This is a genomic window from Paraeggerthella sp., assembly GCF_048427265.1.
Lineage (GTDB): Bacteria > Actinomycetota > Coriobacteriia > Coriobacteriales > Eggerthellaceae > Paraeggerthella > Paraeggerthella hominis.
On record NZ_DBFOSR010000115.1, the window covers coordinates 1 to 15,905 of the forward strand.

At 55.4% G+C, this 15,905-nt stretch carries 11 protein-coding genes and 1 pseudogene; 7 read left to right on the plus strand and 5 right to left on the minus strand.

Annotation, left to right across the window (positions count from 1 at the left end):
• Positions 1 to 337: 337 nt before the first annotated feature.
• Positions 338 to 1,768, minus strand: a complete 1,431-nt coding sequence (locus ACMNI9_RS10035; protein ID WP_418831916.1) for a radical SAM protein — start codon at positions 1,766 to 1,768, stop codon at positions 338 to 340.
• Between the two features lie 162 nt (positions 1,769 to 1,930).
• On the opposite strand from ACMNI9_RS10035, the gene ACMNI9_RS10040 reads away from it, so the two are divergent.
• Positions 1,931 to 2,554, plus strand: coding sequence for a TetR/AcrR family transcriptional regulator (locus tag ACMNI9_RS10040; RefSeq protein WP_114567045.1), 624 nt, complete (start codon positions 1,931 to 1,933; stop codon positions 2,552 to 2,554).
• 154 nt (positions 2,555 to 2,708) lie between these two features.
• Here ACMNI9_RS10040 and ACMNI9_RS10045 read toward each other — a convergent pair whose 3' ends face one another.
• The 3 genes from ACMNI9_RS10045 to ACMNI9_RS10055 all read right to left on the minus strand — a co-directional run bounded on the left by ACMNI9_RS10045 (position 2,709) and on the right by ACMNI9_RS10055 (position 5,848).
• Positions 2,709 to 2,888, minus strand: a complete 180-nt coding sequence (locus ACMNI9_RS10045) for a hypothetical protein (RefSeq protein WP_147269867.1) — start codon at positions 2,886 to 2,888, stop codon at positions 2,709 to 2,711.
• A 236-nt stretch (positions 2,889 to 3,124) separates the two neighbouring features.
• Positions 3,125 to 4,078: a choloylglycine hydrolase gene (gene bsh, locus ACMNI9_RS10050; protein ID WP_418831918.1), complete on the minus strand. Its 954-nt coding sequence runs from the start codon at positions 4,076 to 4,078 to the stop codon at positions 3,125 to 3,127.
• Positions 4,079 to 4,348: 270 nt separating this feature from the next.
• Complete coding sequence (locus ACMNI9_RS10055; RefSeq protein ID WP_418831920.1) at positions 4,349 to 5,848, minus strand: helix-turn-helix transcriptional regulator; 1,500 nt, start codon at positions 5,846 to 5,848, stop codon at positions 4,349 to 4,351.
• Positions 5,849 to 6,127: 279 nt separating this feature from the next.
• Here ACMNI9_RS10055 and ACMNI9_RS10060 point away from each other — a divergent pair, with 279 nt between their 5' ends.
• From ACMNI9_RS10060 to ACMNI9_RS10075, 4 genes and pseudogenes are all read left to right on the plus strand, one after another.
• On the plus strand, positions 6,128 to 8,005 hold the full coding sequence (locus ACMNI9_RS10060; protein ID WP_216528974.1) for an FAD-dependent oxidoreductase: 1,878 nt from the start codon (positions 6,128 to 6,130) through the stop codon (positions 8,003 to 8,005).
• Between the two features lie 632 nt (positions 8,006 to 8,637).
• Positions 8,638 to 9,222 carry an anthranilate synthase component II gene (locus tag ACMNI9_RS10065; protein ID WP_418831922.1) on the plus strand — a complete coding sequence of 195 codons (585 nt, stop codon included), beginning with the start codon at positions 8,638 to 8,640 and terminating at the stop codon, positions 9,220 to 9,222.
• 8 nt (positions 9,223 to 9,230) lie between these two features.
• A pseudogene (locus tag ACMNI9_RS10070) lies at positions 9,231 to 10,618 on the plus strand (anthranilate synthase component I family protein).
• Positions 10,615 to 11,361, plus strand: coding sequence for an aminotransferase class IV (locus ACMNI9_RS10075; RefSeq protein WP_114567040.1), 747 nt, complete (start codon positions 10,615 to 10,617; stop codon positions 11,359 to 11,361). Before ACMNI9_RS10070 ends, ACMNI9_RS10075 begins: the two are co-directional and overlap by 4 nt.
• Before the next feature lie 904 nt (positions 11,362 to 12,265).
• Here ACMNI9_RS10075 and ACMNI9_RS10080 read toward each other — a convergent pair.
• The gene (locus ACMNI9_RS10080; RefSeq protein WP_418831924.1) at positions 12,266 to 14,170 is read right to left on the minus strand and encodes a DHA2 family efflux MFS transporter permease subunit; all 1,905 of its coding nucleotides are present in this window, start codon (positions 14,168 to 14,170) and stop codon (positions 12,266 to 12,268) included.
• Between the two features lie 147 nt (positions 14,171 to 14,317).
• Between ACMNI9_RS10080 and ACMNI9_RS10085 the strand changes: the two genes are divergently transcribed.
• Both ACMNI9_RS10085 and ACMNI9_RS10090 read left to right on the plus strand, forming a co-directional pair.
• Positions 14,318 to 14,872: a TetR/AcrR family transcriptional regulator gene (locus ACMNI9_RS10085; RefSeq protein WP_114567037.1), complete on the plus strand. Its 555-nt coding sequence runs from the start codon at positions 14,318 to 14,320 to the stop codon at positions 14,870 to 14,872.
• 166 nt (positions 14,873 to 15,038) lie between these two features.
• Positions 15,039 to 15,905: endonuclease/exonuclease/phosphatase family protein (locus tag ACMNI9_RS10090; RefSeq protein WP_418831926.1), on the plus strand; the 867-nt coding region annotated here is incomplete at its 3' end.

Genomic DNA, 15,905 nt, shown 5'->3' on the forward strand with positions numbered 1-15,905 from the left:
CTTCGCATTAGGCAGGATCGTCCGCAACGCGACCTGAATCGAAATGGGCGACGTGAACATGCGCGCCAAGTGCAGGAGGGCAAGCTAGGGGCAGAAAGTGGGCTGCCATTGCTGGCCGCATCGGCAGCCGCTGCTGAAGCTGAGTATTTCGGTTGCTCAAAGTGAATACTGGCACTGCTCAAGCGAGCAAATACTCAAGCACGGTGAACTTCGTTCCGGCAAGGTGGTTTTCGCTTTATCATAGAGCGTCTGTCATAAACCCACATCGAACGAATCTTCGGTGCGGGTTTATGACACGTTTGGGACACGTTAACTCGACAGGGGCAGATCCCTCGGCTTACAGTTTCCTCAGCTCACGACCCTGTTTGGCGAACTTGTTCAGTTCCTCCGAAGACATGAGGACCGAGATGTCCTTGCGGTAGGGGTAGCGCGCGTCGTCCTGATCAGTCCACAGCTCCTCGGCTACCGGCTCCCAGGCGCGCGCGAAGTCGCGGCACTTGCCGCACAGGTGCTCCGCGCTCTCAAACTGGTGCAGGTCGGTGGGGTGCGCACCGGATGCCTCGACCATGGCCTCGAGGCATCCGGGGTTCTCCAGCATCGGACAGGGGCGAAGGAGGTTGTCATTGAAGGGCTGGCCTTCGTAGTACTGCATGAACAGCGGGGATTTCAGGCACTCCAGAAGGCTCATGTCGTGAATGTTGGCGTTGGAGTAGTGAATGAACACGCAAGGTTCCACGTCGCCTGCGGCATTGATATGCAGGTAACGGCGGCCTCCTGCGATGCAGCCTCCTACGAACTCACCGTCGTTTTGGAAGTCCATGAGGAAAAGCGGCTTCTCCTCGCGCATCCTGCGCACGAAACCGTACATCCGCTTGCGCTGCTCCACGGTGAGCATGAGCTCGGCCGGGGCGTCCATGCCCACCGGCATGTAGTTGAAGATCCAGCAGAACAAGGCACCCTGCTCGATCATCCAGTCCACAAATTCTTCGGACCCGATGGCGTCGGCGTTCTGGGACGTGATGCAGGCCGAGATGCCGAAGGGAAGTCCGTGGGACTTCAGCAGCGCCATGGCGGCGACCACCTTGTCGTAGGTGCCCTTGCCGCGACGGGCGTCGGTGGTCTCCCGGGTTCCCTCGGCGCTGATGGAGGGCACGAAATTCTTAACGTGCAGCAGATCCTGACAGAAGTCCTCGTCGATGAGGGTGGCGTTGGTGAAGCACAAGAAACTGCAGTCAGAATGCGCCTTGCAGAGCCTGATCAGATCCTTCTTGCGCACCAGAGGCTCGCCTCCGGTGTAGATGTAGATGTGGCAGCCAAGCTCTTTGCCCTGGCGAACGATGGAGTCGATGTCGTCGTAGGTGAGGTTGAGTTTGTGGCCGTACTCGGCCGCCCAGCAACCGGTGCAGCTCAGGTTGCAGGCGCTGGTAGGGTCCAGCAGGATAGCCCAGGGAATGTTGCACCGGTGCTTCTTGCGCATCTCCTCCTGGAAGGGCCAGGCCATTAGATTACCGTCCACGACAAGGTTCTTGACCAGTGCGTCGCGAACCTCGGGGTTCATCTTCTCCAGAATGCGCATGATGAGCTGGTACCAGTTGTTCTTCGAGTCGATGGCAGTGCGGAAGGCATTGCGCTGGTTGCGAAAGAGGTCCTCGGGGGCCACCTTGTCGATCATGTCCATGATCTTGGTTATGTTCTTATCCGGGTCCTCGAGCAGGTACCCCACGGTCTTCATCATCGCCGCGCGCTTGATCTGATCAGCAGCCCTCATGCCAACCTCTTTCCATGATACAATCCACAGTGTGGAGCTATCAACACTGTGGATTGTATTGAGATTTGCGAGTACTAACAATGGTCACACTGCGCCGCAGTGAGCATTTATCTACATAACTAGCCTTAATGTAGACTTGTATCAAGAAATGAAAGGAGCGATATGCCGGGGAGCAGCAGAAGCGACAGGCGCAGGAGGAAGGTCGACGAAGCCATTAGGACGGCCTTTGGGGAGCTTTTGGCTGAGAAAGGTCTAAAAAACGTCACCGTCAAGGAGCTAGCCGAGCGTGCTGACATTGATCGCAAGACCTTTTATCTGAGGTACAGCTCGATAGACGGTCTTGTTGACAGCCTTCTGCGCGAGGAGATGAGACGCCTGGCCGAAGTTCTGACCACTGCCGCGGCAGACGAGGACGGCTCCGTAAACGTTCCTGTTATCTTCCGGGAGCTCAGTGCCGAGCTCATTGCCACGTTCGATCAGAGGGCAGCTGTGGTGCAACATGTGGATACCGATGCTCTCATATCGAGGCTCAGGCCCGCTATGGCAGATGTTCTTGCGGAAAGGGACGCTCTTGGGTTGGCTGAGGACCTGGGGCCGTACTTCGAGCTTTTCGTTTCGTTTTTCTGCTCGGGGCTGCTGGCGCTCTACCATCAATGGGCGGACAGCGATTCCGAGCTCCCCATGGAGGAGCTTGCCACGTTGGCCGGCTCCGCCATCGCAGGAGGCATCGCGGCAGTGACGGGGATGGCGAAAAGTCTTGGGATCAGCGGCAAGAACGAGGCATGAGAAAAACACTCGGATGTCTAAAATAGCTCGTGGATGGGTCATGTAAGCCTGAAGAGCGATATCGTCCAAACGGGCGCAGCCTCCATATTTTTCGCCAGCAGATAGGACCCTTGCGCCTGGCAGATGACATGGTCGAACCCTACCTCGTAGTCGGTCATGCCCCAAGGTAGGTGAAGTTCTTGGTTGCATCCTTCTTCACCAGCGCGTTCGTCTTGGTCTTTACGGGATGAAGCACGTACCCGTCCTGGATGGCCAAGTCTATCTCGCGCATCTTGGAGTCGCAGTGCAACATGGCCTGCGGCAAGCGTTGAAAAGAACGGAACCGTCTACTCATGCGATCGCTTCACGACAAGAAGCATGTGCAGGAAAACCTGATGCGGGAGCCTCTCGCAGACCTGCTTGAACGAAATTACGGCTTCGGCATGGACAAAGCCTAGGGGCTTGATCCCGAATGCCTGCCATGCGAATGCGTGCGCCTGCGCTCTGGCGCACGCCCCAAAAAAAGCGATTCGTTCAAGAGCCCTCGGGGCGACGCATTGGCGCGTTATGCAGAGCACCCCGCATGTTTTTCTATTGTTCGATTGAGATGAGGCTCGGGCCGCGCCAATCGTAATTATCGAGCGATACAGAGCGGATGGCTGGGTCGTCGTATGTGGAGTAGTAGTACGTGTTCGTGCGCGACGAGAAACCCCCGCTGAACACGGTGATTTCGAAGTCGCCGTTCGACATGCGCGCAGCGCCTTCCACCATGGAGACTCCCGCAAGGGAACGGAACAAGCGGGAAACGTTCTCCTTCTCGGAGTTTTTCTGCGGGTAATTGGCGTTCAGGTATGCAAGCCGCACGAAGCGCGAGGGGGAGTAGTAGTCACCCGGGATGCCGCGCATGCCAGCGCCCGATCCATAGGGCTCAAGCGTTGCCGCGCGCCACGTGCGCGTAGGGGGGACGTCGCTGGTGACGTTGAGATAGCCCCGTAGGTTCTCGAACTGCCAGGCGAATCCTGGTTGGTTAGTGAGGACGTCGACATCGTCGTGGAACACTTGCATGCCTTGATCGGTGTATTCGATGACGATCGATCGGGCTGCATCTCCAATGATCCAGTGGAGCAGGGACGACTGAAAATCGGCGTTAAGGGGCTTGTCGACGATCGCGACGTTTTGCAGCGCCGCCTCAACTTCGTCGACGGTTTTGTGCAAGCTTGTTACCCAAAGGGGAAACTCGTAGGACGCAACATTGACCTTGCCGTCGACGGAGACGGGTTCGTACTGTGCGAAGCCAGGGAAGTTCAAGCCTGCTATGGCAAGACCTTGGTCGTTGGCGCAATCGAAATAGAGCGGCGTGTCGTCGGCGACGATCCCCATTCCTATAACAGGGTAGAGGGTTTCCTCGATGGCGTCGAAAGGGGATGCGGGTGCATATCCAATGGGCGTAATGCATACATGCTCTCCGTATGAGCAGTTCCAGTCCAAGTTACGACCGAAGTACATGTTTCCCGACGCATCCGTGAACCTGATACCCGAGCACATGGCAATCCTTTCTACTCTCTCGAGACAATCCGGCAAGCCCTTGTCTGCGCGCCGTGTTCGTGCGTGCTTTTTTCCTGCCATGCATGCAGTATGGAGGCGAGAGGTCGTGCGCAGCTCGATAATAGCACTCGCTTCGAGGGAAGGCGCAAAGGCGTCTCTCCTCGAATACGATTCGTAACCTTTGGCTTTTACGTTGTTGGGGTAGGCAGGCAGGAAATCGGTCGCGACCATGGGCCGGTCGCCTGTGGTCGCATTCCGGGTTCGTGCGTTTTAGCTGCTATGGCTTGTTTCCGTTGGGGCTTCCACAAGGTCGATGAGCTCTTGTTTGCAGGTGACTCCCGTTTTCGAATACACGCGCTTGATGTGGGACCACACGGTGTTTTCCGATATGACAAGCGCTTCGGCAATGTATCTGGCAGAGCGTCCGCGAGCTAGAAACGCCATGATTTCTCGCTCGCGTTTCGTGAGTGCCACTTCTTCGGCGATGACGGCAAGCCTTTGCTCGATGCTCGTTTCGCTTTCGGCGGGGTCTAGTTCAGACGCGTGCTCGGCACGCGCTTCTGAGGCATCGACGCTCTTCATTGTTACCGCTTCTGCGATGTGCATGCTTTGGTTCCTGTCGCTTGATCCCCGGCTTTTTCGGACTGCGATCATGAGCACGGTTACCAGCGGGTAGATGGTTGCAAACGCCAGAAGGGTGAGAAGCGACAAGCCGTAATCGGCGCTTAAGGCCCCAAGCAAAAGCCCGATGGACAAGCCGACGAAAAGAGATAGGCTTGAACCTCCTAAGTAAAGTCCAGACAGAATATAGCTGGGGTAAGACAAGGTACGCGATCGTTCGACGATGAAGACAAGGAACATCATGCCACAAACGTCATAGCAGGCGATCATGACAAACCCCGTGAAAGAGCTAAGAAAGTCTCCCATGAAAGGTAACAACGACAAAATCACAAGCATGCAAGGAAAACAGCCTTTATAGACGCTTGTAGGATTGGGGCGCCGAGCGGTTGCGAAAGCGAGAATGGCCGTAATAAACGTTGCAACCCCAAGCGGTAACCACATGTTCACATCTCCCACGATGTGCTCCGTCGAAGAGCCAAGAACCGAGGTGTGCAGAATCCCCACGACGCCGACGAGCACGAACAGGCAAATGTAAGATTGGAACAACTCGAAACGCAGGTCTGGCCGTGTTTCGGGGGGTGTTTTGTGCTCTGTTGCCGGGATATTTCGCCGGACTGCTCGAAGCAGAAAGGAAGAAACAAGGAAAAAGGCAATCTCCGCTATCCTCACGACAGTTGCTGGCGCAAAGGAAAGACACGCGACCAGTACTCCCTGGATGATCAGCGCGCAGACGATTTGGTTGATCGAATGCTGGAGGCTGTCTTGAGCGGAGAGCACTTCAAGCCAGCATGCGCAAGCTATTGTTATTGAAAACCCGCATAATGCACCAAGCAGTTTTGCCAAGAAGACCGGGGGCAGTGCGAATGGGCCCGAGATAAAATTCAGCGACAAGCCTGCAACGAATATGATGACGGCAGGAACCTGGGAAAGGCTTTTCCCAGCAAGCTTTCCTTTGCCAGCAAGCCATGCTATGGCAAGGCCGGTCGCGCAAGCAACAAGATTCATGGCAATCATGAAATCAAGCTCGGACACAAATCCGATGCTGGATGCAACCGATCCCATTGCGGTCATGTAGGCAAGTGATGTGGCAGCTTTGGCCAATCCAAATCCAACAGCGGACAGAACCCTCGTCTCTCGCGTAGTACCCATCGGCCACCTCCGTGCAGTATTTTAATGCTACTGGCATGATTCGTTCTCGAAAAAATGGTTAAGCAGCTGGGAACAAGCTGTACCGCGTTTTTTGTATGACCGCTCCGAACTGGGGAAAAGGTAGCATCTAACCCAAAATCAATGAATTTTCCTCATTCGCAAATGCACCGACATTCGGTGATGCCGGCTCTTGAAAACGGACGTATTCTACCCAGAGGCAAGCGATCCAGAGAATATGGACGACGCCTACACGTATACGCCTCAAGGAGGGAGAATGCCATGGAAATCGATCGCAGGAATTTTATCAAGGGGTCCCTTGCAGTCGGCTCGCTCGCCGCGCTTGGCGGACTTGCCGGGTGCTCTGCACCGAAGAAACCCGAAGATAAGCCCGAGGGTGGGGAAGCCGGCAAGAAGAAGGTGCCCGACAGCTTCACCGATGGCAAATGGATCGGGAAGGCCATGGGCCACGACAACGAGCTGATCACCGAAGTCACCGTGTCCGGCGGCGACATCGCCAACATCAAAGTCCTGCGTTGCGACGATACCATCGGCGTCGGCTCGGTAGCCGCCCCGATGATGGCCGCAAGGCTGCTCGAAACCAAGAACCTCGACGTCGATGCCGTGACGGGTGCAACCACCACGTCGATGGCCGTCACCATGGCCGTCAAAGACGCCATCGAAAGCGCGGGCGGCTCCGCTTCCGACTTCAAAAAGGGTCCCGTCGAACGGACGGGCGGCGCCGCGCAGACCGCCGATGTCGACGTCGTGTTCATGGGCGCCGGCACCGCCGGGCTCGTCAGCGCGTGCCGCCTGCTCGAAGAGGGCAAGAGCGTCATCCTGTTCGAGAAGCAGGACATCCCCGGCGGTTCGATGTCCATGACCTACTCGGGCGTCGCCGCCGCAGGCTCCGAGCTGCAGGCCAACTACGGCCTGGGCCGCTTCGACGACAGCCCCATGTTCAACAAAGACGCCATGCTCGCCGTCATGAAGAAGTACATCGTCCCCGAAAACGATCGCTTCAACGGTGAGATGCCCTACCAGACCGCCATGTACGACAATTCCGGCAAGCTCGTCGACTGGATGCACAAAATCGGCGTGGGCTTCTACAGCCTCGGCGTGAACAAGGCTTACGGCATCACGCCCTACCTGGCGCCTGGCTGTTACATGGGCGGCTGCGGGTACGCCATGCAGTACCTCGTCGATCGCGTCGGGGCGCTTGGCGGAAAAATCGTGTACGCCACGCCGGTGACCGAACTCGTGAAGAACGCCGAAGGCCGCGTCACGGGAGTGAAGGCCAAGGGCAAAGACGGCAGCACCTGGGAGGTCTCGGCAAAGGCCGTCTGCCTCACCTCGGGCGGCTTCGCGGCGAACAACGAGATGATCGCCGAATACTACCCTGGCTACGAAGAGTACAAGTTCAACTGCGCGCCGGGTTCCACCGGCGATGGGATCAAGCTCGGAATCGAGGCGGGCGCAGCCGTCGAGTGCATGGGGCGCGATCTCGGCGCCTATCTTTCCACGACCGCGCAGGCGGGCTCTCGTTTCGAGATCGCCTTCCTGTACCAGACCACGCCCGGCATCATGGTCAACGGAAGCGGCAAACAGTTCGGCAACATCATGTCGGACAACCACGGCGTCATGAGCAAGGCGCTGCGCAACCCCGACAACGGCGGCCGGTTCTTCCATATCACCGACGAGTCGGGCTACATCACCACGATGAAGAACGAGACGTACGCGATGGACATCTACAAGTGCCTCGTCGACCGCGGCGACATGGTTCACTACGATTCCGTCGAAGCAGCCGCCGAAGCGCTCGAGCTGCCCGAGCTCAAGGCGACGATCGACGCGCACAACCAGCATGCGCTCGCCGGCGAGCCCGACGAGTTCGGGCGCAAGAACCTTCCCTACCTTGACACCTACAACGGCATCTGGGTGGTTTCCTGCGAGCCGACGCTCTACCTCACCACCGGCGGTCTGGCGATCGACACGAGCTGCCATGTGCAGAAGGAAGACGGCACCGCCGTTCCGGGCCTTTACGCAGCCGGCGACGTTTGCGGCTCGATCGAAGAGAAGGACGGCCGCGTCTACGCGATGGGATTCGATGCTGCCATGAACTACGGCTACATCATGGCCGAGGCAGTCAAGGCGGAGGTCTGATTGTTTTTTTGACGGCCAAATAAAGAGAACCGCGCGAAGCGACCCCCCTAAAGCTGAGCTGGGTTTAATGAACTCGATCGCGGCTTTAGTGGGTTTATGGGCTAAGGCGTTTCGCGAGCAGGGACAAAAAAGATGGCTTTGACGCCTTTGGGTTGAATGGGGTCATTGGGGCCGAAACAAATTCAATTCATCCGGAGAAGTGGTGAATTGATGATCGGTCAGGTGGGTTCGGGATGCAAATGGAGGCACTCTCAAACGAATCTAGCAACCAAAACGGTGGGCTAGCGAATAACGTATCTTGAATCTTAGAAGCCGGTTGCCTCGATCAGCTTGAAAAAGACGGAGCGATATAAGGGAAAGCTGCGACCATAACTGTCGACGCGAATCAAGCAAGACAAGCTCCATGGGGGAGTGTGGACGTTTCGTGTATGGCGGGCGTTGCGAGGGGAACTCCTAGTATTTTCTTGCAAGCACTTGTTAAACGGGTACAATCTGTTGAAACAGAGGGTGTGTCCCAAAGCAACAAGTGGGAAAACTGCCATTTATTCGCCGGTGACGGCGGATGGGTGGCAGTTTTTCTTTTGCGGCAGTGTTTTTTGCCGGAGGAGCGTAGGAGGCAAGCAGTGTATTTGATGCTGGATAATTACGATTCGTTCACGCAGATGCTCGTAAGCTGTTTTCGTGAGCTGGGCGTTCGCATGGACACGTACGAGAATGACGGTATCGACGCCAAGACCGTGCGCGACATGGATGATGCGGGCCTTCTTCGGGGCATCGTGGTTTCCCCTGGGCTCAAAAGCCCCAAAGAATGCGGCAACTGCGGCGATATCGTGAGGCTGGCTGCGCGTCGTCGCATCCCCTTGTTGGGAGTGTGCCTAGGCCATCAGGTAATTGCTGACGTGTTCGGCGCGCGCGTGACTCGGGGCAAGCGTCCCATGCACGGAAAGGTTACCGCGATTCGACACAACAACCAAGGATTGTTCAAGGCTTTGCCCGAGACGTTCGAGGTTGTTCGTTACCACTCTCTAGTGGTTGACGACGACGAGCTTCCCCATTTTTTCTCCGTTGACGCGCGCTCCGAAGACGGCGCGATCATGGCCTTGCGGCATAGAGAACTGCCGCTGTACGGTGTGCAGTTCCATCCCGAAGCGGCGCGAACCCAGTATGGGCATGAGCTTCTGTCTCGTTTTGTGGTGTGCTGCGAGACGGCGCGATAGGGGGACTCGTGGCCACGGCCGTTCATGTATTTCGCTTCTATAAACCGCTTTCTGACCTGTTCGAGTTGGTTAAGGCTATGCCTCAAGCGCTTTTCCTTGACTCCTCCGAGAAGAGCGATCAGGGACGGTTCTCTTTGGTGGGGCTGATGCCGTATGCCACCGTCGAGCAAGTCGGGGGGAGTTGCTACGTCAATGGCGCTGCGTCCCCCCTCTCGTTCTTTGAACAATTGGGCGCCTACCTCGATGATGCTGCGGCACCCAATACCACCGGGCTCCCTCTCATCTCCGGCGCTTTAGGCTATCTCGGGTATAGCATGGGGCTTCAGGCGTGCAAGATTGCGTCGCGACACTTGCCGCGCGAGCGCATTCCTGAGGCTTCCTTTTCTTTCTATGACCTGCTGTTTGTGGAAGATATTGCGAACGAGAAGCTGTATTTGTGCACACAGGGCGTTCGCATGAGCCATGGTGATGCCCTTGCATGGGCGACTGGATTGTTGCATAAGGTCACGCCGGCGCCTACGCCGTTAAAGCACGAGCGCCAGGCGAGCTTTGATGCTTCTTTCAGTGCCGGCGATTATTGCGCCGCCCTTGACCGCATGGTGCGCTATATGGTTGACGGGCACATATACGTTGCCAACATGACGCAATTGTTGAGGTCCTCGGCCCCGGCAGACCCCTACGATGCATATCGTTACCTACGCTGTCATAATCCTGCTCCCTTTTCAGCGTATCTATGCGGGCAGGGGGGCGATGCCGCGACGGATTATCAGATTTGCTGTGCGAGCATGGAGCGCTTCCTGCAGGTACGGGGCGGGCACGTTCTTGCTCGTCCTATCAAAGGAACGCGCAAGAGGGGGGAACGCTTCAAGAAGATGAGGCGCTTAAGGCCGATCTTGCCGAAAGTTCCAAAGATAATGCCGAGCTTCTCATGGTTGTCGATTTGGAGCGTAACGATTTGGCTCGCGCATGCGCACCGGGAACTATCGTCGCGCATCCGGAGTTTGTCGTCGAGGCCTACCCGACAGTGTTTCAGCTTGTGGCGACTGTGGAAGGAGTGCTGGCGCCTGGCAAAAGCGCGTTGCGTTTCGTACAATCGGCGTTTCCGGGAGGGTCCATCACGGGTGCGCCGAAAATTCGCGCTATGGAGATCATCGACGAGCTTGAGCGAGATGCCCGCGGCCTCTACACGGGCTCTATTGGATACTTTTCTGCAAACGGAGACTGCAATCTCAATATTGCTATCCGTACGGCGGTATGTCAAAACGGAACAGCGTATCTAGGCGTCGGCGGGGGGATCACCGTGGAATCTGATTTCGATTTCGAATACGAGGAAACCTTGCAAAAGGCCAAGGCGGTGCTGGAAGCATTGGCTATTGAAGAACGGGAAACGAGATGAGCGATATGGTGGCGGCCGACGACGGCTTCTTTTTCGGTTTCGGCGCTTTTGAGACTGTGGCGGTGGAGAACGGCCGTCCTGTTTTGCTCGAGGAGCATCTGAATCGTCTAGACAAGGCCTTGCGCTTTCTCTGCATTGATGTGCCCAAGGAGCGTGTACTCGAGCGCGTACGGCAGGCTCTTGATTCTCGGCCAGTCGATGCGCCGGAGCGACAGGCATTGAAAGTCACGGTCACGTCTCATAATCTCGTGGTGGCCTTGCGCTCCAACACGTATGTCGGAGAGGATTATCGTAAGGGGTTTTCCTGCAGCGTAAGTTCTGTGCGCCGCAACGAGACTTCTCCGTTTACTTTTCACAAAACGCTGAACTATGCCGATTGCGTCTATGAAAGGCGTAGGGCTCGCGAACAATGTATAGACGAGCCTCTGTTCTGTAATATCCAAGGCCATCTCTGCGAAGGGGCAACTACGAATCTGTTCATCGTTCGCGACGGTCGAGTTATAACGCCCTCAGTTGCGGAGGGTATTCTTCCCGGCATCATGCGGGGCTTTGTGATGGAACACGCAGATGTTGAGGAGGCTGTCGTCACCGTGGATGATGCAATATCGGCAGACGAAATGTTCGTCACTAATTCTTTGCTGGGAATCATGCCGGTTTCGCGTTTTTGCAACCACGGTTACGAGAGTAGAACGAAGGCGCATGAGCTTTCGGTTATATATCGCGACATGGTGCGAAACTTGTGAGCAATAAGTCGCCAAACGCAGTGGCTACTGTTTCTTTCCTCTTGGGCTGGTGGCTTGCATGGTCGATGTATCGTTTTGCTCAATGGTCGCATGGATAGATGATTGGTGGCAAGATTTTTCCTGTTTCCATACAGGCTGTAGTTCACGTCTCTGTTGGCAGCCTTTGTGCAAGGACCGCTCGGTGGAACACCGTTACGCTGCTCTATGCTAGGAGAATTATGGCGAAAAATAGCCACAAACTTTGCAAGGGATAGGCATTCTTTAGAGCGGCTTAATGGCTGCGACTGCTGTTTTTGACCATGAAGAGGATGGAAGAAAGATGTGGTAAAACAAAAAATCCATCATACAAAAAGTTCTAGGAATCAGCACGAGGGGCATGGTATTTTCGTGTGCGTGCTTTGCGGCAACGGCAAGAATCGCCATCACTCGCGTTAAGGCTTGCGAGCTGAATCTCGATTTGGTACTGCGAAAGGCCAGCATCGACTATGTTCCTGTTGACGAGGGCATGGAGTGCCTCGGCATTGCAATTTCGCTGACGCTCGTGGTTAGCTTGCATCTGCAGCGCCCATTGCGAGGCTACTGCCGTCGCCAACATATTTTCCTGACGTCAACACTCTGAGCGCGATCTCTGGGGATGATGCTCGAAACACGATGTTGGCATGCGTATCGTTATGGTCTTCATTGGCAATGCGTTTGCCAGTATGTTAAGAGCTTTTAGAGGCTCGTTCGAGGTTTCTAAGTTCTCTCCACTTCAAAATGCAAAGATTGCCAGAATTTGTGAAGAACGAGGTAGGCCTCCTTGAGGTTTACCTCGTTCTTAGGCGACTTGAAATGGGGGCAGCAGCGTCGATGATGCGCAGGGTGGTCTGACTGAGTCGTTTCGTGCATTAGTGCGGAAGCTGTTTTAACACTTGTTTTCGGTTTTGATCGGGGCTTGCTGCTTTGCGCCTAGATCAACCATAACATCCATAAGGTGTCGTACCGCCTCGTCACGACTGATGGTGCCAATTAGCAGATTTTCGTCTATGACGGGAATTTTCTTGATTTTGCGTTTACTGAGGACTGCGAACACTTCGTCTATAGTGGCATTCGATTCTACCGAAATCACGTTTTTCGTTGCAATATCTTTTACCTGCAGCTGCATGAGTGCGCTGCATCGTTCGGCAAATGTTTTAGTATCCTGTATTTCGCGTACTTCGTACGTTGCGTCGACCGTGAGTGCAGTATGCGCGCCCGTGAAGCTAAGCAGGTCGCCGTCGGTTACGAATCCCGTTACGCGCCTTTCAGATCCCAGTACGGGAACACCGTTGATTTTATTGGCAACCAGGAGTTCAACAAGATCGGATACAGGTGCGTTTTCCGAGATAAACAAAGGGTTTCTGTCTATCAGAACCTCAATTGGGGAAGGCGATTTCGAAGCTGCATTTTCGTTGTTTGCTCGAGTTCGCACGAATATGAACGAAAGAGCCAAGCAGACGGCGGCCAAGCCGAAGCCAACCCAGTTCGTCATCTGGAAAGCCGCAATGGACGTTTCGTTCGCCTGGACGGCTCCGCCTGCGAACAGCGAGAGCAGCACCGCCATGACGGCAGACCCCATAGCGCCGATTATTTGCTTGAGGGTGTTGTTTACCGCAGCAGCGTCTTCTACTAGATCATCTACGGCTTCGAGAGACCATGTCGTCAAGACCTGCATCGAAAGGCCAATGCCCACGCCGCGCAGCACTTGGAAGAACATGATAGCCCAAACGGGTGTTTCGAAATCAAAGAATGCCATACCGGCAAGTCCCGCACAAAGAACTGCGCTACTAATCAAGGTCAAACGTCGTACACCCACTTTTTCTGCGAGAACTCCGCCTAACAAGCTGCACACTGCCATCGCAATGGCTGACGGAAGCGAGAGCATGCCGGAAAGTGTTGCAGAATACCCACACATGCTTTGTGCGTAAATGGGAACAACTAACGTGACTCCCAAGTTGACAAAGTTCATAAGAGCGTTGATGAGCGTTCCCATGTTGAAGCGCTGATTTTTGAATACTGTTAAGTTCAAAAAAGGATGTGAAAGCCTATTCTGGCGACGAACAAACAGGACGGCAGTCAACACGCCGATCGCGAGAGGCGCCCATACGAATAGGCTCGTCACGCCAAATGAACTTATATTGGAAAACGAGACGATAATGCCCACGCAGAGTATGGCCGATTGTGCAAGAGAGACGAAATCAAGAGCGCTCTTTTCGCTGTCTGTAAGGTTGCGTGCGACTATGAAAGCCACTACGGTCATAACGCAACTTGCAACAGCCAGCATGGCGAACACGAAACGCCAGCCGTGCGAGTCTATCAGCACGCCGCCTAGCGTTGGCCCTATGGTGGGTGCTACGCAGATAACCAATCCAACAACGCCCATGGCAAGCTGCCAGCGATGTTGCGGGAGCACCTTGAAAATGGCAATTTGGAGGTAAGGGTATAAAACTCCTGTACCGGCTGCTTGCAATACGCGTGCTAATACGAGCATTGCAAAGCTCTGCGCGAAAAAACCCGCTACCGAACCGACGGTAAGCAGTACGAGAGAGCTGAGAAGAACCTGACGGGTTGTGAACCGATGGGTAATGTAGGCAGTGGGGGGAATCATGACTGCCAAGACGATCGAGTAAGAGGTGGACGCCCATTGCGCCATACCGGAGTCTACGCCAAATTCGTCCATGAAAATAGGCAATCCAGTAGCGAAGATGGTTTGGGCTAAATATCCCATTATGCTTACGCATAGCAAAACCGCCAAAGTGGCCATGAAACGAGGCTGAACTTTTTGATGCATGTAGTGAGCTTCTCCTTTCGGCAGTAATGGCGCCTTCTAGGGCGCCATCAACAAGTCGTAACATTGACATTTGTTAGACTTTATCGGATGCTTTCTCCCGCGTCAAAGCACGCGGTGTCACTAACCTGACAAAGAAAGAAATCCGTCATGTATTCTGGAAAAAATCCATCGGCGCTCAAATCTCAACATGCATTAGCTTGGGCGTTATACGAGCTTATGAAATCTAGACCTTATCAAAAGATCACCATTACGGGGCTTTGCGCGCAAGCTGGAGTATCGCGGCAGACCTTCTACCAGCTTTTTAATGGAAAAGACGAGGTGATACGCATGTTCTTGCGCATCAAGCTAAGGCGTGGGTTCGAGAACATCGACAAGCGTGAAATCGTAGATTTGTCCGATGTCGTTCGCGATCTGCTGCTTCCGTTCGAACGAGATCGCACGTTTCTTTGCATGCTGTATCGTAACGGCCTTGATGCGCTCGTATATGATGAACTTCTGTGTGCTATTTCTCTCGCAACGGAGAAAGTGCAAGGAAAGCACCCTCGACGTACGCGCGGATATGCCGATGCCTTTCTCGCGGGTGGGTTGACGAACCTGCTTCTTGCTTGGGTTGTGGACGACGATCCTCTTTCCGATGGTGCTGTCGCGGACATCATCTCCGACATTCTCCAAGGGCGTTACTATACTGATCCCATTATTTGATAACAACCCGTCATATGAACAAATGCATCGTACGAGTTTCGAGTCTTTCTATGGAGGTCTAAGGTCGTTCGAGACGATGGGAGCCATGATGTCCCCGATGCTGTGTCGTTTGTCGAAGTGTGATAGATTGGCCTTTCCGCGCACGCCATTCGAAAGCGAGGGATCTATGGAGCCGAACGAAGGACAGCACGCTGCTCGTAACGCACGACCCAGGCACTCTATTGGGCGCACGATCGCAAGCGTTCTCTTGTGGGCGTTGACGGCCTTCCTCGTCGTCGGCATGGCTTCGCGGTACGCGCCCTCCGTCCTCAGCAACGGGCGGCTCATTCCCGAAGTGGCGGCGTTCGTTCCGTGGTTCGCCGTCCCGAGCGCGGTCGTGCTTCTTCTTGCGGCGTTCACCAGGCGAAAAGCGCTCTCGGCATTCACGGCGCTTTGCTTGGCGTGCCAGGTTTTCTGGCACGTGGGGTTCTTCTTGCCCGCTTCGCGCATAGCGCCGAAGGCGGTGGAGCCTGTTCCCGTTCAGACGTCCACCGACGCCGTCATGCGTATTATGACCCTCAACACCAAGAACGGCTTGGCCGATGCCGACCAGATCGTTTCGATCGTCCGCGACCAGCGCGTCGAGGTCCTGGCGCTCCAGGAAGTCAGCGCCTCGCTGATCGAGCGACTCTCTGCGGCCGGCATCGACGAGCTGCTTCCGTACCACGTGTTCGGCGATCCCGGCCCCTACGACAACGGCGGCGTCAACGTCCTCTACGTGCTCGCTCCCATGAGTGACGCGTCTTCGAGCATTCTGCCCATCACGGGGTCTGCCGCCCCCGCCGCCACGGTAACCGCCGGGTCGCATACGGTGCGCCTGGTCAGTACGCATCCCACGTCGCCCAAGTCGGGCACGCGGGGATTCTGGAACGAAAGCCTGCGCAACTTGAGCTCGCTTCGCCAGTACGACGACGAATACCTGATCATGGGCGACTTCAACTCCACATGGGATCATTCGCGCTATCGCAAGATGCTCGGCGACACGCTGGTGGAC